At 42.4% G+C, this 22528-nt stretch carries 19 protein-coding genes; 11 read left to right on the top strand and 8 right to left on the bottom strand.

The window, feature by feature from the left end; translation table 11 throughout:
• Positions 1–609: nicotinate (nicotinamide) nucleotide adenylyltransferase (nadD, locus tag ACEW80_RS23095; protein ID WP_373528829.1), on the bottom strand; the 609-nt coding region annotated here is incomplete at its 3' end.
• 403 nt (positions 610–1012) lie between these two features.
• On the opposite strand from nadD, the gene murC reads away from it, so the two are divergent.
• The 4 genes from murC (at position 1013) to ACEW80_RS23075 (ending at position 4771) form a co-directional block, all read left to right on the top strand.
• On the top strand, positions 1013–2476 hold the full coding sequence (murC, locus tag ACEW80_RS23090) for a UDP-N-acetylmuramate--L-alanine ligase (protein WP_373528828.1): 1464 nt from the start codon (positions 1013–1015) through the stop codon (positions 2474–2476).
• Positions 2477–2597: 121 nt separating this feature from the next.
• Positions 2598–3647, top strand: coding sequence for a UDP-N-acetylmuramate dehydrogenase (murB, locus tag ACEW80_RS23085; RefSeq protein ID WP_373528827.1), 1050 nt, complete (start codon positions 2598–2600; stop codon positions 3645–3647).
• 228 nt (positions 3648–3875) lie between these two features.
• The gene (locus tag ACEW80_RS23080) at positions 3876–4223 is read left to right on the top strand and encodes a YbaB/EbfC family nucleoid-associated protein (protein WP_292762183.1); all 348 of its coding nucleotides are present in this window, start codon (positions 3876–3878) and stop codon (positions 4221–4223) included.
• A gap of 62 nt (positions 4224–4285) precedes the next feature.
• Positions 4286–4771, top strand: a complete 486-nt coding sequence (locus ACEW80_RS23075; protein WP_373528826.1) for a low molecular weight protein-tyrosine-phosphatase — start codon at positions 4286–4288, stop codon at positions 4769–4771.
• Positions 4772–4897: 126 nt separating this feature from the next.
• On the opposite strand, the gene ACEW80_RS23070 is transcribed toward ACEW80_RS23075, so the two are convergent.
• Positions 4898–5581: a response regulator transcription factor gene (locus ACEW80_RS23070; protein WP_373528825.1), complete on the bottom strand. Its 684-nt coding sequence runs from the start codon at positions 5579–5581 to the stop codon at positions 4898–4900.
• 524 nt (positions 5582–6105) lie between these two features.
• Between ACEW80_RS23070 and smpB the strand changes: the two genes are divergently transcribed.
• A complete protein-coding gene (smpB, locus tag ACEW80_RS23065) occupies positions 6106–6573 on the top strand; it encodes an SsrA-binding protein SmpB (protein ID WP_334785882.1) in 468 nt (155 codons plus the stop codon).
• Positions 6574–6900: 327 nt separating this feature from the next.
• Positions 6901–7194, top strand: coding sequence for a WGxxGxxG family protein (locus ACEW80_RS23060; RefSeq protein WP_373528824.1), 294 nt, complete (start codon positions 6901–6903; stop codon positions 7192–7194).
• 76 nt (positions 7195–7270) lie between these two features.
• On the opposite strand, the gene ACEW80_RS23055 is transcribed toward ACEW80_RS23060, so the two are convergent.
• Positions 7271–8689 (bottom strand): IctB family putative bicarbonate transporter, encoded by a 1419-nt coding sequence (locus ACEW80_RS23055; protein ID WP_373528823.1) that lies wholly within the window; start codon positions 8687–8689, stop codon positions 7271–7273.
• Between the two features lie 255 nt (positions 8690–8944).
• A complete protein-coding gene (locus ACEW80_RS23050) occupies positions 8945–10504 on the bottom strand; it encodes a GAF domain-containing protein (RefSeq protein WP_373528831.1) in 1560 nt (519 codons plus the stop codon).
• A gap of 695 nt (positions 10505–11199) precedes the next feature.
• On the opposite strand from ACEW80_RS23050, the gene ACEW80_RS23045 reads away from it, so the two are divergent.
• The 5 genes from ACEW80_RS23045 to ACEW80_RS23025 all read left to right on the top strand — a co-directional run bounded on the left by ACEW80_RS23045 (position 11200) and on the right by ACEW80_RS23025 (position 18398).
• Complete coding sequence (locus tag ACEW80_RS23045; protein ID WP_373528822.1) at positions 11200–12384, top strand: DegT/DnrJ/EryC1/StrS family aminotransferase; 1185 nt, start codon at positions 11200–11202, stop codon at positions 12382–12384.
• A 71-nt stretch (positions 12385–12455) separates the two neighbouring features.
• Positions 12456–13349 (top strand): cyanoexosortase B, encoded by an 894-nt coding sequence (gene crtB, locus ACEW80_RS23040; protein WP_373528821.1) that lies wholly within the window; start codon positions 12456–12458, stop codon positions 13347–13349.
• Positions 13350–13530: 181 nt separating this feature from the next.
• Positions 13531–14253 carry a cyanoexosortase B system-associated protein gene (locus ACEW80_RS23035; RefSeq protein ID WP_373528820.1) on the top strand — a complete coding sequence of 241 codons (723 nt, stop codon included), beginning with the start codon at positions 13531–13533 and terminating at the stop codon, positions 14251–14253.
• Positions 14254–14511: 258 nt separating this feature from the next.
• Positions 14512–15846 (top strand): polysaccharide biosynthesis/export family protein, encoded by a 1335-nt coding sequence (locus tag ACEW80_RS23030; RefSeq protein WP_373528819.1) that lies wholly within the window; start codon positions 14512–14514, stop codon positions 15844–15846.
• Between the two features lie 377 nt (positions 15847–16223).
• Positions 16224–18398 carry a GumC family protein gene (locus tag ACEW80_RS23025; protein WP_373528818.1) on the top strand — a complete coding sequence of 725 codons (2175 nt, stop codon included), beginning with the start codon at positions 16224–16226 and terminating at the stop codon, positions 18396–18398.
• A gap of 81 nt (positions 18399–18479) precedes the next feature.
• On the opposite strand, the gene ACEW80_RS23020 is transcribed toward ACEW80_RS23025, so the two are convergent.
• The 4 genes from ACEW80_RS23020 to ACEW80_RS23005 form a co-directional block, all read right to left on the bottom strand.
• Positions 18480–19151 carry a rhomboid family intramembrane serine protease gene (locus ACEW80_RS23020; RefSeq protein WP_373528817.1) on the bottom strand — a complete coding sequence of 224 codons (672 nt, stop codon included), beginning with the start codon at positions 19149–19151 and terminating at the stop codon, positions 18480–18482.
• A 126-nt stretch (positions 19152–19277) separates the two neighbouring features.
• A complete protein-coding gene (locus ACEW80_RS23015; RefSeq protein WP_373528816.1) occupies positions 19278–19997 on the bottom strand; it encodes a rhomboid family intramembrane serine protease in 720 nt (239 codons plus the stop codon).
• Positions 19998–20574: 577 nt separating this feature from the next.
• Positions 20575–20793: a hypothetical protein gene (locus ACEW80_RS23010; protein WP_196518457.1), complete on the bottom strand. Its 219-nt coding sequence runs from the start codon at positions 20791–20793 to the stop codon at positions 20575–20577.
• Positions 20794–21260: 467 nt separating this feature from the next.
• A complete protein-coding gene (locus tag ACEW80_RS23005; RefSeq protein WP_373528815.1) occupies positions 21261–22442 on the bottom strand; it encodes a low temperature requirement protein A in 1182 nt (393 codons plus the stop codon).
• Positions 22443–22528: the final 86 nt, after the last annotated feature.

Raw genomic sequence — 22528 nt, 5'->3', positions numbered from 1 at the left:
TGATCTAACCGGTTCCGGGACTAAATAACGAATTGAGTGGCGTATTCCCTTGGCGTTGACGAAGTTATCGCGGCAAAATTTGCGAATTAGACTTGACGAAACTCCTACTAAAGGTATATCTAAGAGTTGCCAGTGAATGGTACTAGACTGTTCCCTCAGTTGTTGCTCCACTTGCTTGCAGATTAATTTGCTTTGAGTTATAGTCTCACCACCTAGCAGCCGGGGTGCGATTAACCAATCACACATTTGTGCTAGTTCGTGTCCACGATACCAACGGGGTAAGGTTTGGAAAGTATCCAAGCCCACAATCCAATACCAGTGAGTATTTGGGTAACAAACAGATAAGTCAATCAGGGTGTTAATGGCATAGGAAGTCCCAGAGCGATTTGCCTCCACTAGTGAGACAGTAAACGCTGAGTTATCTTTTATGGCTAATTGCAGCATTTGGACACGATGCTCAAACAAAGCTGCTTCTTTGTGAGGCGGATTTAGGGATGGCACCCAAATTACCTTTTCAAGGGATGCTTGATGCAAAGCTGTCTCAGCTAAAAGCAGGTGTCCCCAATGAATTGGATCAAATGTGCCACCAAAAATTGCAAGTTGTTGCATCCAGTTATGCCTGGGTTTTATGCAATTGAAAAATAGTTTCATTACCAATGTACTATTGTACTCAATTCACGCTTAGACTTAATGCAATTTAAAATCAGTTTCACTAACAATGTACTATCGTAGTCAATTCCAGTAAGGTAGCCAAAAATATGTATTTGACATTACAAGAATTTCTTTCCCGATGCGGCCAAAATTTTCAGAATAATCTTAACAACAGTTCAGAAATAGCAAAAACCTCCAACCAAGGTAAAATCATTTTGAACAAGGAAAACCAGAGCGGAAAAATTATCTGGGCATCAAACATAAACATAATACAGGAGCAGTTACGGTAAAAATCAAATTCCTGTTATGATACGCGTGTCATTTGTGATTATGGTGTGGTGTGGTGTAAGAGGAACAATAAATGACTAATTCTGTAGATTTTAGTGGTAGACCATTTCATTTCATTGGCATCGGTGGCATAGGTATGTCTGCTCTGGCATACGTCCTCGCCAAGCGTCATTTTCCAGTATCAGGTTCGGATCTTCGTCCAACCCACATTACACATAAGTTGGAATCTATCGGTGCTCATATTTTTGGCAGACAAGAGGCAAGCAATCTTGAATTCTTTCGCCCTCAGGTATTGGCGAATGCAGTAGTATTAAATTCACAAGAACAATTACCTGTTGCTACTAACTCAAGACTGCCTCAAGTAATTTGTTCAACAGCAATTAACACGAATAATTTAGAATATAAAGCAGCGCTGGAATTGGGTTGTCCAATTTTACATCGTTCAGATGTACTAGCCGCCTTAATAGCAGATTATTACAGTATTGCAGTGGCAGGAACACACGGCAAAACTACAACCAGTAGCATGATTGGTTATATGCTTCTGGAAGCTGGTTTAGACCCAACGATTTTAGTCGGTGGCGAAGTCAATGCTTGGTCTGGTAATGCTCGGTTGGGACAAAGCCAATACTTGGTAGCCGAAGCAGACGAATCTGATGGTTCTCTGGTAAAACACGCTCCCGAAATTGGCATCATTACCAATATTGAACTCGATCATCCCGACCACTACGATACATTAGAAGAAGTAATCGACACCTTCCAGACGTTTGCTAAAGGGTGCAAGACTTTAATAGGTAGCATTGACTGTGCGACAGTGCGCGATCGCTTGCATCCTACAATCAGCTACAGCTTACACTCAGATACCGACGCTGACTACACCGTTACTAATGTTGATTATCGTGCAGATGGCACCACAGCTTTAGTTTGGGAAAGAGGCAAAGCTTTGGGCGTGTTGAATTTGCGGCTGCTCAGTCGGCATAATCTCAGTAATGCCTTAGCAGCGGTGGCCGTTGGTCGCGCTCTGGGCTTAGAATTCGGAGAACTTGCCAAAGGTATCGCCACCTTTGAAGGAGCAAGACGCCGCTTCGAGTTTCGGGGTGAAGTCGATGGTATTACCTTCATTGATGACTACGCTCATCATCCCAGCGAGATTCGCGTTACTCTCGCCGCAGCACGTCTACAAGCAAGACCAGGGCAAAGAGTGGTTGCCATCTTCCAACCCCATCGCTATAGCCGTACACTGACCTTTTTAGAAGAATTTGCCGAGTCTTTCACTCATGCTGATTTGGTGGTATTGACTGATATTTACAGTGCAGGTGAACCAAATTTAGGGCAAATTAGTGGTGAACAACTAGCAGCGGAAATTGCTAAACAGCATCCGCAGGTAGTTTATCAACCAACCTTAGCCTCAGTGTGTCAGTACTTGCTACAAACACTACGCCCAGGAGATTTGGCGCTGTTTTTGGGGGCTGGGAACTTGAATCAGGTGATTCCAGAAGTAATGACAACACTTTGCGAACCTGCTAAAGCCACATCCTAAGTAGAAACTTTGCGAAGTTTGATTTCTGAGCAAAGCGCCCGTCTAGGAACATCTATCTGTTAACTACATTACCGTATCTTTACGGTAAATAAGTGTAAAAATTTTACCAATAAAAGTAAAGATGACCATTTCCCAGGCAGTTGGAAACGTCTGCACAGTTTCAGCTTTGAATACAAAGAAACACCAAACAGCTAATTCGGCCCAGAGTGAAGTAATTTACTTACCCAATACTGATTGTGTAATCAAACCACAGGCTTCCTTGTCAGCGTTTACTTCCTATAGAGTTGGGGGAGCAGCTGATTGGTACGTTGCTCCGCGAAACTTAGAAGCACTGCAAGCAAGTCTTAAATACGCAAAAGAACATGATTTAAGGGTGACAATACTAGGAGCAGGTTCTAACTTGCTAGTGAGCGATCGCGGTATATCAGGCTTAGTCATTGCTACTCGTCATCTGCGCTACAGCTATTTTGACTCAAAAACAGGTCAATTAACGGTTGCAGCCGGAGAATCAATTCCCAGCTTGGCATGGGAGGCAGCAGCACTGGGGTGGCAAGGATTGGAATGGGCTGTTGGTATCCCTGGAACAGCCGGAGGCGCCGTCGTCATGAATGCGGGGGCACACAATAGCTGTATCGCAGATATGTTAGTTAGCGCCCAGGTACTTTCACCTGATGGCACGTTAGAAACCCTGACCCCCGATCAGTTAGGTTATAGCTACCGGACTTCATTATTACAAGGTGGCGAGTCTCCTTCTCCTGGCGAAGACGCTGCACGAAGGGAGAGGCGTTGCCAACGTATAGTTACCCAAGCCACCTTACAACTAGCGCCGGGTACTGACCCAGAAAAAGTTGTGGCGATCACCAAGCAACACAAAAAGCATCGTTTGAACACCCAACCATATAATTTTCCCAGTTGTGGCAGTGTGTTCCGCAATCCCAAACCTTACACTGCTGGTTGGTTAATTGAACAAACTGGTCTGAAAGGCTACCAAATTGGTGGAGCACAAGTAGCATTACTCCATGCTAATTTTATCGTTAACCGTGGTGGGGCAAAGGCTAGTGACATCTTCTGTCTTATTCGCCACATCCAACATCAGGTACAAGAACAGTGGTCTATTAATTTAGAGACAGAAGTCAAGATGCTCGGAGAGTTTCAAGGTGCTTGTGGATAGGGAATGGAGAATGGGGAATGGGGAATGGGGAATGGGGAGTGGCAAAGATCAGGGAGCAGGGGAGGCAGGGGGAGAAATAACCAATGCCCTATTTATTCCTTATTTATTCCCTACTCCCGACTCCCCATTCCATAACGCATTAATTATTGGTAAAAAAAGAGGCAAATTACTTACCGCATCTATAATTGAATTTGATTTGTTATTCAACGCACACGCGTACAACTAATTATGACAGGAAAAGGACAGGGATTCGGCTTTGGCTTAGGAAAAATGAAAGAATTAGCCGAAGCTTTTAAGAAAGCGCAGCAAGTTCAAGAAGGCGCAAAGCGACTCCAAGAAGAATTGGAGCAAATGGAGATTCAAGGAGAATCTGGCGGTGGTCTGGTAAAGGTGATTGTCAGTGGCAACCAAGAACCCAAGCGAGTGGAAATTTCTCCAGATGCTTTAGGGGAAGGTGCAGAAGTGCTTTCCGATCTCGTGACAGTAGCAATGAAAGAAGCCTACAACAAGTCCACAGCAACAATGCGGGAACGTATGGAAGAATTAACCAGTGGGTTGGAGTTACCTGGATTTTAGTAATTAGTCATTGGTCATTGGCCAAAGGACTAATGACTATTGACAAAGGACAATGAATATTTATGCCTTACAAGTTGCTGTTTGTCTGCTTAGGTAATATTTGCCGATCGCCATCGGCAGAAAACATTATGAATCATTTAATTGAGCAGGCTGGCTTGACCGAACACATCCTCTGTGACTCTGCCGGTACATCTAGTTATCACATTGGTAGCCCACCTGACAGACGCATGAGTACGGCGGCGGCTATGAAGTTGGGAATTAAACTGCGTGGTCTAGCACGCCAGTTTCAAAAGTCAGACTTTCAAGACTTTGATTTGATTTTGGCGATGGATCAAGAGAATTATAAAAACATCCTCACTCTTGATCAAACTAAGCAGCATCAGCATAAGGTGCGTTTGATGTGCGAGTTTTGCTCTCGACACACTCTAAAGGAAGTTCCAGATCCCTATTACGGTGGTCAAGAAGGATTTAATCAGGTGATTGATTTACTGATCGATGCTTGTGAAGGTCTGCTCACATACGTTACCAGCCAAAAACTAATAAGCTAAAGTTATGAGTTATGAGTATGAGTATGAGTTAGGAGTACAGAGGCGATTAATCACATCTGTACAGGAGTTACCTATTCTCTTGTTAACTTCTCACTCTCCGGCTTCGCTCTTAACTCTTGACTTTTTTTATTCCACCAGACCACGCTTAATCGCAAAACGCACTAATTCCGCTCGGTTGCTGGTTGAACTTTTTCTTAATAAACTACTAACGTACTTTTCCACTGTTCGAGGACTCAGATGTAGCTGATGGCCCATTTCGGCATTAGAAAGACCATGAGTCAATAGCTCTAGGACTTCCTGTTCTCTATGAGTTAAGGATAAGTGCAAGTGAGATTTCTGAATTTGAGTGGACAGAGAATTATGGGCATCTACCGTTTTTGTCAAGGCGGAAATGCCCAATTTATCTTTATGAAAAAAGCTATACTCTGATTGAATGATTTGCGATCGCTCCAAAAGATTGCAGATTGCTGCTGCTAACTCTTGCAGTTCAAAAGGCTTAGGTAAGTATAAATCGCACCCTGACTGGTAGCCCAGAATTCTTTCTTGCGTCTTAGTGCGGGCTGTTAATAAAATTACAGGTAATAAACGAAACACTGATTGTTTACGCACCCGACGTACCAATTCATAGCCATTCATCCGTGGCATGACGATATCCGTGACAATTAAATCAGGATGATGATCATCCACCATAACCAAAGCCTCTTGACCGTCATTAGCTGTGATCACCGAGTAGCCAGACAGTTCAAGATAATCGCTAACAGACAAACGAGTACCCAAATCATCATCCACTACAAGGATCGTCAAGGGCATAGACAATACACCCCTAGCATTTTTTTACTCAGAAATTTGCTTCTACGTGCTATATCAGTCAACACAGGCAAGAATAGTGTTCTTATGTTTAATACCATGACACATAACCAGCTAATAACTGCCTTAAGGTTTATTTATAAAGAAAATCTTAAATATTTAGGACGGGTTAACGAAGTGTAACTTACCTTTGACCTGTTTGGGAAGCACAGAGAGCTTTGTAATTTGTAACAATTGATCAATAAGTTAGAGTAAATGCTCACCAGCTTGTAAATTATTGACTTCATCATTTTCCAAAAGCTCCATAAATATACATAAATGTCCTTTGTCTACAGGTTTTGACCAATGAGTAATGACTAAAATCCTCAGGGAACTTAAAGTTGCCGGAAAAGTTTTAATTGCGAACTTAGAAAAGTTAAATTAGTGATATACAGTTCAGGATTTTTAGCGATTCTAAAATACACCCGATAATTCACAAGGCAACCCAAATAATTTTTTAGGTACATTTAAAGCACACAAAATTATCAATGAGCGACAAGAACGAAGGTTACAAAGTTATTAGCGACAACCGCCAAGCCCGTTATTTGTATGAAATTCTGGAAACCTACGAAGCTGGAATTGAGTTGACAGGAACCGAGGTGAAGTCGATTCGTGCGGGTAAAGTCAATCTCCAAGATGGCTATGCTTTGCTTCGCAATGGCGAAGCATGGTTGATCAATATGCATATCTCGCCTTATACCGCTAGTGGACAATATTTTAATCATGAACCACGCCGTACACGCAAGCTGCTGTTGCATCGCCAAGAACTCCGCAAGCTAATTGGCAAAGTAGAACAGCAGGGTTTAACTTTAATCCCTCTGAAAATGTATCTCAAACGAGGCTGGGTAAAAGTGAGTATAGCCCTTGGCAAAGGTAAAAAGCTCCATGACAAGCGAGAAGACCTCAAACGACGCCAAGATCAGCGTGACATTCAACGGGCAATGAAAAACTATTGAGGTGAGGGTTAGTGTGACCAAACTACAGCACTGGTTCAGGAGTGCTGAGTGCTGAGTAACCCCATAGATAAATCTAGGCGATGCACTGAGCTTGCCGAAGTGGGATTGAAACCTTCTGTGCTGAGTGCAATTATTACTTTTTTACTCAGCACTCGTTACTCAGCACTCAGCACTGTTTCGGTGAGAAATGGATTACTGGAAAAAGCATATTATATATCCACAGGGTGAGTTGTGAAAATGCCTAGTTTATAGCCGCAGATTGATTTTGCTGAGGTTGGGACTCGATAAAGTAATGAGTAACTTCGTATGGCATAAGGAATTTTCACAATGAAACGTAATTTCACCGCAGCTGTTGGCGCTGGCATTCTCAGCTTGAGTATGGCAATTTTGCCTTTAACTCTATCCGCACAAGCTCAGACAAATGCTCAGACGACTCCTGACGCTGGAGTAAATACTGCTCCAACAACAACCACTGACAACGATCGCAACGACTTTGATTGGGGTTGGCTGGGATTATTTGGTTTATTGGGTTTAGCTGGTTTGGCTGGGAAAAAGCGTGACGACGAACCAACCCGTTACCGCGATCCCAATGCTACTGGGACTGCTACCTATAAGGATTAAACAATTCAAAATTTACTCATTCAAAAATTCTTAGTTGTCAGTTGTGACTAGTGAAACAACTGACAACTTTCTGATGTTAGTTTACTGTTGGTTCGGAATTAATCGAATTTGTCTGGTTTTGAGCGAAAGGTGTCCAGTAGCTAGCAATTAAGGCAACCATAAACCACCAAAGAGTATTGACTTCAGGACGATACCACACAGTATCAACAGTGCCATGAGCTACCATACCCAGCAAAGTAGCGATCGCTCCAATTAGCCAAAATCCCTCTACGCTTCTAGATTGTCGCAATCGTTGCACTTGCAAAAATGCTGTATTAAATATCACGATTATTAGCCAGAGAAAGCAGGCTAAACCAACAAAGCCAGTTTCTACAGTCACTTCAAACAAAATCGAATAGGCACTCAAAGCAGTGTAACCAGAGCGTTGGTAGAGGGGATAAATTTTATTGAAAGAGTTGTGACCGGGGCCAATGCCGAAAATCGGGCGATCGCGAATCATCTCGAACACAGCATCCCACACATTTCGGCGAAAATTATTACTGCTATCTTTGCGGTCAGCAAAAATACTGAACACGCGCAGTCGAACTGTGGGTACAAATATCACTGCTAGCACCAATACCCCGATCAAACCTCCCAAGACAATTGGTAACGACCAAGTACGCCAAAAAGGAGACATTTCCACGCTCTTCCAATAAACTAGCAATGCCATTACAGCCAAAACTGCCACCACTAGTCCAATCCAGCCACCACGACTAAAAGTTAAAATCAGGCAGGCGGTATTGACAATTAACATCGTTAATGCTAAAGCTTTTTTGAGCCAGCTTTGCCATGCAAAAATTGCCACTAAGCTAAAAATTACTGCTGGTAAAAGGTATCCAGCCAACAAGTTAGGATTACCTAAATAACTATAGACTCTTGTAGTCTTAGATAGAGGAGATTCCGGGTCAACCCAAGTTGCCAGTGCTGTGGCTCCAAAAAACCATTGCCGCAATCCATATACACTGACAATTAACGATACGTGCAGGTAAAGGATGATAATCCAAGACCGGAGGCGAGGCGACCTCAGTACCCTGGCACAAAGGGCAAATAGGAGCAAATACAAGGTCAACGTTGCCAAGTCGTTGAGTGCCGCCTTTTTCACTGGCGATAATGCTGTTGCGACTGCGGCAATTACCCAGTAGAGCAATACCAGCACGTGAATGGGAGTGACTGACGAGACATTTGCTGGTGTTGCTTCATCAGATAAAGTCAATAACAACCAAAATCCGACACAAGCCACCAGCAGCAAGCCCACCAATGTACTTGAAGCAAAAGGTACAAGGGCATACACTAAACTCAGTAAAGCAGCTGCAATCGCATCTCCCCACTGGATTAAGATGCTAGTTTGCCGCCAAGAACTTAACAGCCCCACCAGAGAACGATGTACGTAACTGGTAGCAAGATATTCTTTGAGCGGTAAAGATGATAGAGTAAATCGTTGCCAGACTAAATTCATAAAAAACATTGCGATCAATTAGCCTGCCGACGCAGAACTTGGAATTGATCATAATGCGTATAGCTATAAAAAGGTAATAATGTAGATTGCTTTCTTAGAGATGGTGCTGTTATTCATAGCCATCACCCACTACCTTTAAGCCAAAAGCACTTTAGAATCATCTTAATTCAAAACCGCCCTTTATATATTTAGTACACAACAAACCATGAATTTATCTTTCCCTATCACCTGTAACCTCTTCCCTATTGACTGTAATTAGACATCGCTAATTCCTTTTGGAGAAGTTGACATTTGCAGTGGCAAAGAAAGCACATAACGATATCCTGATTCTGATGAACCTTGAATCAAAATTTGTCCCCCGTGTAATTCTGCCAGTTGACAACTTAGCAACAGACCCAAGCTTTCACGAGAAAGACTTCCATGTGATTTAGCTAAATTTATACCTGAACTAGCAGCAAAGAATTTTGAGTAGGAATCACTCAAGTTTTTTGAATTGTCCACTGCTACTGGTGAAGTAACTGGTTGCTCTTGGCTTCCTGCAAGAGTATTGTAAGTTGCTACCTCACCTGTTAGCTCCAGGAGCGATAAAGAATTAAGACGGAAGTAGGGATCAACCTCAGTTATACCGTCCCCAAGCCAAGGATGGGAAACCCAAATAGTAATGTTGAGCGTATCTTCCTTGTAAGAAACATGAATGCGAACAACGCTACCTGTAGCCGAAAGTTGAATAACACTGAAAACCAAGTGATAGAGGATTTGCCGCACCTTTTCTTTATCTAAAGTCCAAATGCGATTGCGTCCTGGTTCTATAGACAGGCGAATATCTTGTTCGCGGCGATTAGCGACTTCTTCTAAGGTATTGATAGCTTGTTGACATAGCATTTCAATATCCACTGGAGCTAGATTCAGTATAGTTGAGTTATCATCCATAGCTCCTAGTTCGGTAATTTCGTTTACTAAGGAAAGTAAGTACCGACCACTATGTTGGATAATTTCCAAATATTCTCTCTGCTTAGTCGTCAAAGGGCCGTAAATCTCACGTCCTAAAACACTAGCCATACCGAGTACAGATGTTAAGGGCGTGCGTAACTCCTGAGTTAGCTGACCCAAAAGTTCCAGTTTCAGTTGCTTGGTAGAAATAGAATCGCTATCTTGAGTGTGAGTCGGTGGGGTAACTCTAATCTCAGCATTACGCTCGTCATTGCGGGAAAATATAGGAGTGCTTTTGGGAGTGCTTGATTCAAATTTCCATTGCAGGAGTCGGTTACGCTCAAATTCACTCATGCTCCAACGAGCGATGATTTGTAAAAACTCAATGTCTCGGGGTGTAAAATTACGTGGCACTAAATCCATCACCGCCAATGCACCCAAACAATGTCCCTCAGCATCAATTAGTGGCGCTCCTAAGTAAGCACGAATACCATAATCCTGAACCAATTTGCTGCTAGCAAGTACTGGGTCTGTAATTTTATGTGTATCGTTGATTACGAACATTTGGAAGCTCTCTACTACCTGGGTGCAGAAGGATTCTCGGCGTGATAGTTGGCGGTTTTGTGCCAAATGATTCATTAGTCCCAGCCTAGATAAGCCCACCGCCGACTTGAACCAGTGGCGTTCTTGATCCACAAATCCCAATATGGAAATTGGTGCTTCCAAAAAGTGGGCAGCAGTCTGTGTGGCTTCTTCAAAAACCGGAATCGTTTCTGGTTGCCGCAAACCTAAATCTGACAAAGCTTTGAGGCGTTGTTGTTCTCTTGTTTCGTGAGAAGTCCAACCATCCCTTAGGGCAAATAATTTGTTTTCAGGCTCTACCATTGCCACTGCTACCTTAATAATTTCTCGATACTGTAATTGATACAAGTCCTATTTCTAGGTTATCAACTCCTATCTTTAAGCATTCCCTAATTTTGCCTCTGACAAACAAGTTAGGGGCAAAAGTTTTTTATCCCTTCCATTCAGGTCGGCGATGCGGTATTTACCAGTTAATAGTTCCTGATGCTGAATATTCTCTACTTAAGATTGGTGTAGTCTTTATTACTTGAGATTTTGCAATCAAACTGCGTTAGATTTGGATTCAGTCAGGGTAAGCTAATGGTAAGGATACAATACAAAGGGTCTGTGATTTTTTATGTATAGAAGGGAAAATCCCGATTCTACATACAACGTAAATCTACTTACAAAAATATATTGTGGTATAAAAATAGTTTTGTGTAACGGTACTAAATAGTTTATGTAACTCTTCACCCGATAGATTAAATTTCTGACAATTTTATGCCAAAAATTGTGCAGAATTTTCTATATTTTTGCCATCTAAGAAAACATTGCAGTTACCAATATCAGCACCAAAATATGTAAAAAATTCCTAAAGTTAGTCATTGTTGGTGAAAAAATTAGTATTTTTTTTCATAAATGTAATCAACCTAAACTTTACTGTTAAAGCAAAAATAGATTAAATTTTGTAAAGCATAGTTTTGATATTTAAGTTTTGAGGATAACTAGTAATGAATAAAATGACTATCAAAGTTCCTTTTGTAGACCTGAAGTTACAACACGAACCAATTCAAACGCAGCTACAGTATGCAATTCAATCTGTATTGGAACAGGGAGATTTTATTTTAGGGCAAGCACTCTCAGATTTTGAAGCAGCATTTGCGGCAGTATGTGGGACAGAATATGGAATTGGTGTTGCATCAGGAACAGATGCGATCGCTCTCGGATTACAAGCGTGTAATATTGGGGCTGGTGATGAAGTTATTTTACCAGCAAACACATTTGTTGCAACCTTAATTGGGGTGCTACGCGCTGGTGCTAAACCAATTCTGGTAGATTGCGTGAGCCAAACAGCTTTAATTGACTTAGAAGCAGCAGCAAAGGCAATTACGCCTCATACTAAAGCAATTATTCCTGTGCATCTTTATGGTCAAATGGTATCACCACGCGATCTATTGAAATTTGCCGATACCTACAAACTCCTAATTTTTGAAGATGCAGCACAAGCACACCTTGCCCAAAGAGATGGATATTATGCTGGTTCGGTAGGAATAGCAGCAGCTTTTAGTTTTTATCCCAGCAAAAATTTGGGAGCCTTTGGAGATGGGGGAATGCTGCTGACACGAGATTTAGATGTAGCCCAGAAGATGGGGCGTTTGCGAAATTACGGTGCATCGCAAAAGTATTTTCATGCTGAATTAGGTACGAATAGCCGCTTGGATACTTTGCAAGCGGCTATCTTGCAGCAAAAATTACCATATTTACCACAGTGGAATCGCGATCGCCTGAGTATTGCCCAGGAGTATGATCACGAACTAGCACCCTTAGCATCTGCTGGGATTATCCCTATGGAAAACCAAAGTGGTGCAGGACACGTTTATCATCTTTATGTCATTAAAGTAGATGATTCTTGCCCCATAGAACGTCAACAGATCCAGGAACAACTAACAGCAGTGGGAATTCAAACTGGCATTCATTACCCAATTCCTTGTCATCTTCAGCCAGCATTTACCAACTTAGGCTATCAGCCTGGGGATTTTCCTCAAGCCGAGAAGTTGTCAAAGCAAATATTATCATTACCGATGTATCCTGGTTTGAAAAGTAGCCAAATCAAAGAAGTTGTAGCAGCGATCGCTCATGCAGTCTCAACAATTTCTCAGGTAGATAAACCATCCCCTGCTGATCTTGGCAGCGTGTTAGCCTGAAGTTAATTCAATGGTAAAACATCTGACTACTCACTACTTAATTACTGACAGTTTTGGAATTACTTAAAATCATGACACTCCAGCAACAAGTTAAAAACAGAAATCCCTCAGGCTTATTAAATCTAGCTATTTTAAGCGTCTTGCTACTGCTTTATGCTCCTATATTGTTACACTGGTTAAATGGTTGGCTGTATAAAAATATCAGTACAGAACACGAATATTTCAGCCACGGGATTATTGGTTTACCATTTGCTGCTTATCTGGGCTGGATGAACCGGAAAAAGTGGAGACGTTTGCCAGATACCAGCCATCCTTTAGGCGCTGTTTTGTTGTTATTAGGGGCAGTGTTTTATCTTAGTGGTGTTACAGAGTGGGTTAACCTTTCCTTACCCGTGATCCTAGCAGGGTTGTGCTTGTGGTATAAAGGGATATCGGGTTTGCGATCGCAAGGATTTCCCCTGCTACTGGTATTTCTGGCAACCCCAACCGCAGTACCCTACCTCATTGCTCCCTATACCTTACCTCTCCAAAGCTTCATCGCTGGCACAGCAGGTTTCATACTGAATCAATTTGGTATGGAAGTAACTGTAGATGAGATAAATCTCTACGTGGGAGGACGGATTGTGGAAGTTGCCCCCTATTGTGCAGGGCTGAAAATGTTGTTCACTACTCTCTACGTCGGCTTGATGCTGCTTTATTGGACAGGCGCTTTGTCTTCACGCCGCACAACTGTATCGTTTTTATCTATTGCTTTACTAATCAGTATTATTGCAAATATTATTCGTAATACTTTACTGACTTTCTTTCACGGCACAGGTCAAGAAGGGGCTTTTCAATGGCTGCATGAGGGCTGGGGTGGTGATCTTTACTCTGCTTGTATGCTGGTGTCATTAGTACCCTTACTGAACTGGATTAATAGCTATTTCTCACCATCTCCAGAAACTCAACAACAAGGAGAAAGTTGAACTGGGGAGATGGGGAACTCGGTAGAAATAACCAATACCCCATGCCAATCCCTACATATCAGCGTTTTCACGAGTGAATAGCCTTTATATTTGAAAAATATTGGGTAGATTGTGAAAATTACTGAACTCATGATGTTATTTTATAAAGTAAAATTTTGACTAAGTATTGCAAATTTTACTGATGATTTCTTTCTCTAAGTTTTTTAAGGAAAACCAATTGAGTCAGGTAGCAGCACTTTTGTTATTGCTACTGCTCTTGGCGATGGGAGGAATTCCCGGATACCTAACAGGACAGTGGCAATGGAAACAGCCGCCACCTGTTACTACCCTCAACAAATTAAAACAGATCCGCAAAACTGGTTTAACTCTTCCTGGTTGGCAAATTATTGAACAAGCAGAACAGCAAATTGGCGAACATAAATGGTCTTTACAGGTAATTAAAAAAGAAGATTCGACATCACAGGCAATCCTGCTTTTGCTGCCACAAAATGGGCCTATGGATCAACCACAGGTAGAGTGGACAGACGTTAACGGCTGGGGAAGATCACGCTGGGGAAAGTGGGATGTAGCTCAATATCGCTCTGCTGAATTTACTGTGAAACCGCCTGCAAATTTGGCTTCTAATGTCAAAACTAAAGTAGAAGCTAGGTTCTTTCGCGCCTTCACACCACAGCAAACTTTCGCTGTCTTGCAATGGTACGCTATGCCAGATGGTGGAAATCCATCACCTTTACACTGGTTTTTGGCAGATCAATTGACACAATGGCGTAAGCAACGTACTCCTTGGGTAGGCGTGAGCATTCTGATTCCAATGGAACCTTTGGGGCAGGTAGAAACATCTTGGTCTTTAGCCCAGTCTATCGGAGAAACGGTGCAAGCTGCATTGATGGCAGACGCTTTGTAGACTCTGTTACAGATGCGTTTTTGCAGAATTAATCAGAAGTATCTCTATAATCGCAGTCAAGCTGAAAGTCAGTTAAAAAATGGCTACAAAGATGTTAAAAACATGAAATCAAAATTGGCAAAATCTTTCTACTTTTTTTGGCAAATACTTGCAGCGAAAAGAGACATTGAGGACATTTTTAGAGTAAGATAACCGTTCGGCGCGACTAAATTCTTATATCAGTTTTTCTACACCGATGTTCATCTCAGTTTTTATAATATGCGTGCATTCAGCGCCCTGTGTTTTGTCAGTCTTCAAGTAGGAGTTTTCTTAACAACACCTATCCAATTTGTTGTTGCCCAGCCTTTTCCAGGACAATCACCAGGGCAACCCCCCTCGCCTGTGCCAGGTACTGAGGTTGTACCTCAAAATGCAAATGACGAAATTTCCCCCCAACTCAGCCGCTACCTCTTGGGTCCAGGAGACACAATTGGCGTTGTACTTCAGCGTCCTCCTGGTTCATACCGTTTAGGAATAGGAGATGCAATTAGCGTTGCGGTTCAGCGCTTTCCAGATTTAAGCTTTCAAGCTGTAATTAATCCAGAAGGTAACATTGTGGTGCCTCTACTGGGAACAGTGTCATTACAAGGTTTAACTTTAGAAGAAGCTCAAGAAAAAATTCGCTTGGGTTTAAATCGTTATGTCGTTGATCCAGTCATAGTTTTAGCCCTGACAGGGCAGCGTCCAGATTTAAGCTTTCAAGCTGTAATTAGTCCAGAAGGCAACATTGTAGTGCCACAAGTGGGAACAGTGTCATTACAAGGTTTAACTTTAGAAGAAGCTCAAGAAAAAATTCGCTTGAGTTTAAGTCGTATTTTCCCAGATCCGATTGTGGTAGTATCTTTGGCAGGGACGCGACCAGTTCAAGTTACCATTAGTGGGGAAATATTTCGACCAGGGATTTATCCGATTAATTCATCAACACCCCGCGTTGCTGATGCTTTGCTCATATCTGGAGGTTCAACGTTGAATGCAGACCTGCGCCAAGTGCAAGTACGCCGGAAGTTAATCGATGGTTCCGTAGTTTCACAAACTATTGACTTATACGCAGCACTGCAAAATGGCGGTTCAATACCTAATTTACGCTTACAAGACGGAGATGCCATACTCGTACCCCGTCATGAAGTTGGCAATGATGACGGTTATGACCGCAATTTGGTAGCACGTTCATCCTTAGCTACACCACAGATTAGAGTCCGGGTTTTAAATTACGCTGCGGGAGGTATTAACATTCAAGCACTACCTAACGGCAGTACATTTGTAGATGCTTTGGGAGGAGTAAATCTCGACACTGCTAACCTCCGGGATATCGCTTTAGTTCGTTTTGATCCTGAACAAGGTAAAGCTGTTACCCAGAAACTTGATGCTAAAAAAGCTCTAGGAGGCGATGCGTCTCAAAATGTACCACTTCAAGATAATGATGTTCTTGTTGTTGGTCGGAACCTCATCGGTAGAATTACTAATTTCCTGACTACCATTACCCAACCCTTCTTTAATGTCCAGTCCTTTCTGCGGTTTTTTGACGACATCGGCGGCGGTGGATCAAATCGGTAGCGGTAGATAAAATTAGTGACTCTAAAAGAAAAGTAGGATACAACCTAGAAATAGTTTGGAGTGGAGGAAGCCACTTCTATTTTAATTGATTAATGAAAAAAGATTAAAGGTATCAACCGAGATATAGCCGTTTTCACTCGCATGAAGTATATAAAAACCTTTATCTAGCAAGAGATTTACTCGTAAGAGTGTACCTCACCAAGATAGAAAAGCTATATACAGTAGGAAGTTGATAGCGTCCTTGTATCAAAGCCACTATCTTTAGTTTGGTGCTTCCTGATTTTGAATTTTGTTATCGCAGCGTAAAGCCTTCAGCATAGCTTCTCTACGAGAGTCTGCGAACGTCATTTTGAATTTTGAATTGGAGCAAAGCGACCATGACCCCACCAATTGTTAAGCGCTATCTGATTGCTTTTGATAAGTACAAGTGGATTGGATTATCTAGTTTTGCTTTAGTTGTAGCAGGGGCAACAGTGGTAGCTGTACAACCAGAACCACCTACTAGCTATATAGCATCTGGTGCACTTACCTATAGTGGTCCCCCAGTTTCTTTTTCTGCAACTGGTAGTGAAATCCAACAGCAAGGAAAGGAACTAAATGAGGAAGTTTTACTATCAAACCAGATAATTGCGGCAGTGGCAGAAAAAGTGAATGTTAAACCGAAACAGCTCGGTACCAATGTCGTCCTTTCTCTACCTAAAAAAAACTCCAGGAGTGGAGAATTGGAATCTAGTATTTTGGAATTGAAATATGTAGATAGTGACGCCAAACGAGCTACAGAGGTCTTGGCGGAATTGATGCAAGCAATGATCAAGTTGAGCAGTGATATTAATACTGGGCGATTACAAGCAATTATTCAAAAAATTAACGATCGCACACCCCAAACTAAACGAGAACTACAAGTTGCTGAGAAGAAGTTGGAACAGTACGATCGCATCGAACGAACCGCAATATTAGCAGCAGAGAATGGCAGTTTGCTCAACGGCATTACTGCCAGCCAAAATCTCCAACGGCAAATGCAATTAACTATTTCTGGGATTGATGGTCAACTTCGCAGTTTAGAAAATAAATTAGGGTTAACAGCTGGACAAGCTTATATTTCTTCTGCTTTGAGTGCCGATCCAATTATTGGTAACTTGCGAGCGGAAATTTATCAAAGTGAGTCGCAAATCGCCGTACTCAGAAAAGATTTGCGACCTGAACACCCAACGATGGTTCAGTTGCTGCGTCAGAAACAAGCTGCTGAAGAATTACTGCAACAACGTGCCGCTGAGGTGTTAGGTGGTGATGGCGCTGCGGCTCCGCTTCGAGGTAACATTGCAGGTATTCGCGCCCAAAGCAGCTTAGATCCAGCCCGGCAGCAATTGGCAAACCAAATGGTGTCCTTGCAAACCCAGGGGGAAACGCTGCAACAACAACTAGCCCAAGAAATTCAACAAGAAGCGCAACTCCGGCGAGAGTATTCTTTGATACCCAATAAGCAATTAGAGCGATCGCGTTTAGAACAGGAGGTTGGACTCAAAAAAGCCATCTATGACCAAATGCAGGTGAAGCTAACCGATGCTAAAACCGCAGAGGCAGAAACCACCAGCAGCCTCAGCATTGCCAGACGGCCCACAGTCACTGTGGATATCAAACCTCCTAAGAGTGTACCTATTACCCTGGCTGTGGGTGGTTTCTTGGGTCTGTTGGTTGGTGGCGGAGTGATATTTTTACTGGGATCGCTGGAAGGGACTTTCAAAACCAGAGAGGATATCCGCGAGAGTCTCAAGCAACGAGAAGTGGCGCTATTGGGAGAATTGCCTTTAATGCCAGTTGATGATTTGGATAAAGACGCAGTGCCGGTGGTACTTTCCCAGGATTCTGCTTATTTAGAATTTTATGAGAAATTCCGTAGTAATCTGCGCCGGATTGGTGGTAAAAACTTAAAGGTGGTGTTGATTACTAGCACCAGCAGCCTAGAGGGTAAAACAGCAAGTGCTTATAACTTGGGTATAGCTTCTGCCCGTGCTGGTAAAAGAACCTTGATTATCGAAACAGATTTGCGATCGCCTTCCCGTTGTACGTCTTTGAAAGTAATTCCTGATCCCGACGCCAGTATTGAACCCTTGCGTTATTACGCTAATTTGAGTGAATGTATTCATTTAGTTCCTGATGTACAAAATTTATACATTCTTCCAAGTCCTGGTCCTGTGCGCCAATCGGCTGCTATTCTTGAATCCAGCGAAATGCGACGGCTGATGGAGGATGTCCGCGAACGTTTTGATTTGGTTATTTTAGACACTAGTCCCCTCAGCATATCCAATGACCCTTTATTAATCCAACCCTACAGCGATGGCATCGTCCTAGTGGCGCGACCACACTATACACAAGAGAATATGCTAGGTGAAACTATTGATCAATTGGTTGAGTCTGAACTGGGGTTATTGGGGGCAATTATCAATGGTGCTGATATCATCGTTTCTGTACCCGAAGAAGTTGCACAATCATCAACATTTACATCTGAGGTAGAAAAATCAGCAGAAGTTTCAACGAGTGCTGCCAAAAACTAATTAGTTTCCAAATGTGGAAATTTCAACGCAGAGGATACGCAGAGGTTTGATAGGCATTACGAGTTTTAGGAAATGCTGTACTTAGTCTCGCCTAAACAAGCCAAATAGGGGAGCAAGAATTACCCCAAAAACAAAACCACCAATGTGCGCCCAATAGGCAACTCCACCAGTTTGCACGCTCATGTTAGCGGCTGTTTGCAAGGTAGCAAGACCAGATATCACATTCTGCACAAAGAAAAGTCCAATTATAACTAGTGCTGGAATTCTGATTGTGGTGATGAAAAACCCCAAAAATACTAAGCTCATCACTTTAGCGTGGGGAAAGCGGATAATGTACGCACCTAAAACACCAGAAATTGCCCCACTTGCCCCCAAGGAAGGAATCTCAGAATTCATCCCAATGAACCATTGGCACAAGGCAGCTAGAGCGCCACACGCCAAATAAAAAATCAGATATTTGATATGACCTAATCGGTCTTCAATATTGTTGCCAAAAACCCAGAGAAACAACATATTCGAGATTAAGTGCCACCAACCGCCGTGTAAAAATTGCGACGTAAATAATGTTATCCACTCTCCACTCACATTGGTAGTTAACTCTTGAGGTACTACCGCATACTCACTTAAAAACTGACTCAATTGTGGATTTGACAGGCTCACCTCGTGAATAAAAACTAAAGTATTCATGCCAATTAACCCGTAGGTGAAATACGGGGTAATTCGCGTCGGATTTTCGTCGTAGAGGGGAAACACAGGTGTTTTTCCTAATTTATTGACTAACTGCAATATAGCTTGTAAGGCTAGCAGTTGCGAAGTTTAGGCAATTTCACCTATCAAATCAATCAGTCTGATTGAAAATCCTAATAATACCCTGAATAATTATTTATACCAAGATTCTTCCTGTGATTTATCGCTAAATAAACCCAACAGTGGGCCAAGAATTGCCCCAAAGATAAACCCACCTGCATGAGCCCAGTAGGCAATACCGCCGCTTTCCATACCGATGTTAGTACGTGTTTCGAGGCTGGCAAGTCCGTAGAAGGCTTGTTCGAGAAACCAGAATCCTAAAAAGAAATATGCCGGGACGCGGAAAGTTGGGAAGAAGAACCCTAAAGGCACTATGCCGAGAACTTCGGCGTTGGGAAAGCGGAGAATGTATGCACCTAGAATGCCTGCGATCGCACCACTTGCACCCAAAGAAGGAATGCTAGAATCTTGAGCGAAGAACCACTGGGTCAAGGATGCCAAAATACCGCAAGATAAATAAAACAGCAAATATTTGGCATGACCTAATTTATCTTCAACGTTGTTACCAAAAATCCAGAGAAACAGCATATTGCCGGCTAAGTGCAAGAAACCACCGTGCAGAAATTGTGAAGTAATCAAAGTTGCCCACTCTGGCACTGGTTGATGTAGAGAGGTACCAGCAAAGCTTAAGGTGAGTTCTCGTGGAACTACAGCCGCAAGGTGTAAAAACCCATTTAATGCTTGTGGAGGAAGACTTGCTTCATAAAGAAAAGCGAGGACATTGGCAGCAATCAGTCCATAAGTCACATAAGGCGTGATTTTTGTTGGATTATTATCTCTAATGGGAACCACGAGCGTTTTTTCCTGATTTTAAGACACCAATTTTACAATACTGAATTTTGCAAGCAGTTTCTTCTACCTCATGGATGGATCGCGCTTTAAAGCTCTTTGAATCTGCGCGGCATAACAACCCGGTTGGAGCGGACTGATTTGATATCTTGGTATGAATACAAAGATTACTGGCCGGCGCTAAACCTCGCCGTTAGATGACTTAGGTTATCTGTTGAGGTACGATCAGAAAGTTTTTTGTTAGAAGCGATCGCCTAATTTGCTACACATCTGAAAAGCACATACCACTTTTAACAAGCATAACCGCCTACAATAGCGATTCTGACATAGTGTGCCGCAGCTACGCCCGTCGTAGACATCGCAATTTGGGAATTATTGCAAAAACTTTAAATAATTCGTAATTTATAATAACGCTCTCAGACTCGCTAACCTTTAATCAATACGGTTCGGATAAGCACCCTTAACTTTCCTTGTGGTCTGGGAAAAGGTTAAGAGGTAAGGGGTAAAGGATGTATTCAAAACATGAGTCCCTTTCCCCTTTAACCGAAGCGTATTGAACGTACTCAATCAGTCGCCGATCTTAAACTCTGGATGTCGGCTTCAAAAATAGCCATGCTACAAAGAACGTCGCTGCTGTGAATAATTGCGTCAGATCCAAAGCAGATAGATAGCCATCTGCAAATGAAGCAATACTGCGATCGGTAATGCCAAATACCCAAGATGACAGGCCAAACAGCCAAATCCCATTCTTGAGATTTCCAACAAATTCCTTAGACTCTGATGGTTGCTGGTCGTTCACGATCTTCTGCTCCGTTGGTGAAGAATCTGGTGATTGATGAGAAAAACTTGCCATAAGGAATTTTTTCTAACTTTGGATGCTGAATTTATATTTATATTAATAAATATTTCATCAACTTGACTTCTATTCCACAAGGTACATCTCCTAATCTTGACATTCTTACTTTGTTCTGTTGCCTTCAATAAACTGCAATGGCTGGATTTCTAAGCTTTACAGCATGAAACTTGGATACTTTAATTACATAATCTTTAAATAACTATATAAATATTTATTTGTTTTTATAAAAAATCCTTCATTAGATAGATGCCTATGAGAAAAGACTCCAAAAATAAAGTCTTTGGCGGGTGATGGAACAATCTAAGCGTTTACTCGTAAGGATTAGAGAAAAAGTCCAATAAAATTCCCTTCTGAGCTTGTATCAGAAGGGAAAATAATTAACGAAATTATCGGAAAAAATAAGGTTGTGACTAGATTTTTGGGTCAACCAAGCGGGTAGTAGGACGACTCTGATACAAATCTTGAACTACTTGCCCAGCAGAAACTACAGCGACAAGGGCAATGACTGCAATAGGTAACAAACCTTTGCCAAATATAGCGATCGCTAGCAGCAAAACTGCCCCCCCAAGTCTATAATTAGAACGGATTTTGCAATAACGGATTATCCCAAATCTGTGGAGAATGCTGACAGCTAGCGAACATAATGCTACCGAACCACAGATGAGCGATCGCTGGGAATCTGGTAGTGCTAAAGTTGGCTTACTCAACAAGATTTGTTCTACTCCGACTCCAGCAGCAGCGATGCCAATCACTAGCGGTAAATGAGTGTAGAGCCAGAGATTGACAACACCAATTTTTCCCTCTGTCCGCGCCATCTCAATAGTTTTACCACCCAGGTTATCAAAATAGACCCACCACCAGCTAAAAGCGATAATTAGACCAAATACGGCGGAAATCACAGTTAAAACATCCCACTTCTGCTCAGAAACACCATTGACCACAGCAATAATTGCTTCGCCCAGGACAATAATGGTAAACAGCCCAAAACGTTCCGGTAAGTGGGAGGCGTGGGGAAGTAACCCTAGTTGAAACTTACGTGCTGTCAGGGGTGTAGCAAAATCAATGATGATTCCCAATGTCCAGAATGCGAACCGCCAGGGTATCGGTCTAGATGCTGATATTAACCAGAAGAAAGCAGCGATCGCAAAACCAATAGCGTAGCGAGTGGTCAAAGGACGTGCGGAAGGGATATGTATTCCAGCACGGACGTACTCTATCACTAGCACAACCCGACCGAGAGCATAGGAAATGGCAAAACCAGGGGAACTCTCACCCAAACCGTGATGGATGTTAATAGCCATTGCTGCTGCTGTTAGCATTTGTAGTCCTACAAGCAGTCGATGTCCGACATCATCGCTATCAAAACGGTTAGCGTAAAATGTCGTGCCAATCCATGACCACCAAACTGGTATAAATAGAACAACAAACCCAAACCATCCTGATAGAGAGATATCCTCTTTGAGATTGTGGGCGAGTTGAGAAATTGCAACTACAAAAACCAAATCATAAAAAAGTTCTAGCCAAGTGGCGTGTCGTTCTTCTTCGGTGTCTTGACCAATACGTAACGTTGGCGGTTGGAGAAAATTTGCCATAGTGCTAATTGCGAATCGCTAATTGTTTTTTACCATTAGCCGTTAGCAATCGGCTATCTCGCGCATCTTCAGATTCTCGGAATCTT

It is taken from the genome of Nostoc sp. (assembly GCF_041747015.1).
Taxonomy (GTDB): Bacteria; Cyanobacteriota; Cyanobacteriia; order Cyanobacteriales; family Nostocaceae; genus Nostoc.
Note: the sequence above shows the minus strand (reverse complement) of the source record. Positions and strands in the feature narration are given on the sequence as shown.

What these genes read in the sequence shown, in the direction of transcription:
- ACEW80_RS23060 (WP_373528824.1), top strand. Translation starts at nt 6,901, where the DNA reads ATGAAACGTAATTTCACCGCAGCTGTTGGCGCTGGCATTCTCAGCTTG.
- ACEW80_RS23035 (WP_373528820.1), top strand. Translation starts at nt 13,531, where the DNA reads ATGATTTCTTTCTCTAAGTTTTTTAAGGAAAACCAATTGAGTCAGGTA.
- ACEW80_RS23005 (WP_373528815.1), bottom strand. Translation starts at nt 22,442, where the DNA reads ATGGCAAATTTTCTCCAACCGCCAACGTTACGTATTGGTCAAGACACC.
- murC (WP_373528828.1), top strand. Translation starts at nt 1,013, where the DNA reads ATGACTAATTCTGTAGATTTTAGTGGTAGACCATTTCATTTCATTGGC.
- crtB (WP_373528821.1), top strand. Translation starts at nt 12,456, where the DNA reads ATGACACTCCAGCAACAAGTTAAAAACAGAAATCCCTCAGGCTTATTA.
- ACEW80_RS23080 (WP_292762183.1), top strand. Translation starts at nt 3,876, where the DNA reads ATGACAGGAAAAGGACAGGGATTCGGCTTTGGCTTAGGAAAAATGAAA.
- ACEW80_RS23025 (WP_373528818.1), top strand. Translation starts at nt 16,224, where the DNA reads ATGACCCCACCAATTGTTAAGCGCTATCTGATTGCTTTTGATAAGTAC.
- murB (WP_373528827.1), top strand. Translation starts at nt 2,598, where the DNA reads ATGACCATTTCCCAGGCAGTTGGAAACGTCTGCACAGTTTCAGCTTTG.
- ACEW80_RS23050 (WP_373528831.1), bottom strand. Translation starts at nt 10,504, where the DNA reads ATGGTAGAGCCTGAAAACAAATTATTTGCCCTAAGGGATGGTTGGACT.
- smpB (WP_334785882.1), top strand. Translation starts at nt 6,106, where the DNA reads ATGAGCGACAAGAACGAAGGTTACAAAGTTATTAGCGACAACCGCCAA.
- ACEW80_RS23055 (WP_373528823.1), bottom strand. Translation starts at nt 8,689, where the DNA reads ATGAATTTAGTCTGGCAACGATTTACTCTATCATCTTTACCGCTCAAA.
- ACEW80_RS23070 (WP_373528825.1), bottom strand. Translation starts at nt 5,581, where the DNA reads ATGCCCTTGACGATCCTTGTAGTGGATGATGATTTGGGTACTCGTTTG.
- ACEW80_RS23030 (WP_373528819.1), top strand. Translation starts at nt 14,512, where the DNA reads ATGCGTGCATTCAGCGCCCTGTGTTTTGTCAGTCTTCAAGTAGGAGTT.
- ACEW80_RS23075 (WP_373528826.1), top strand. Translation starts at nt 4,286, where the DNA reads ATGCCTTACAAGTTGCTGTTTGTCTGCTTAGGTAATATTTGCCGATCG.
- ACEW80_RS23045 (WP_373528822.1), top strand. Translation starts at nt 11,200, where the DNA reads ATGACTATCAAAGTTCCTTTTGTAGACCTGAAGTTACAACACGAACCA.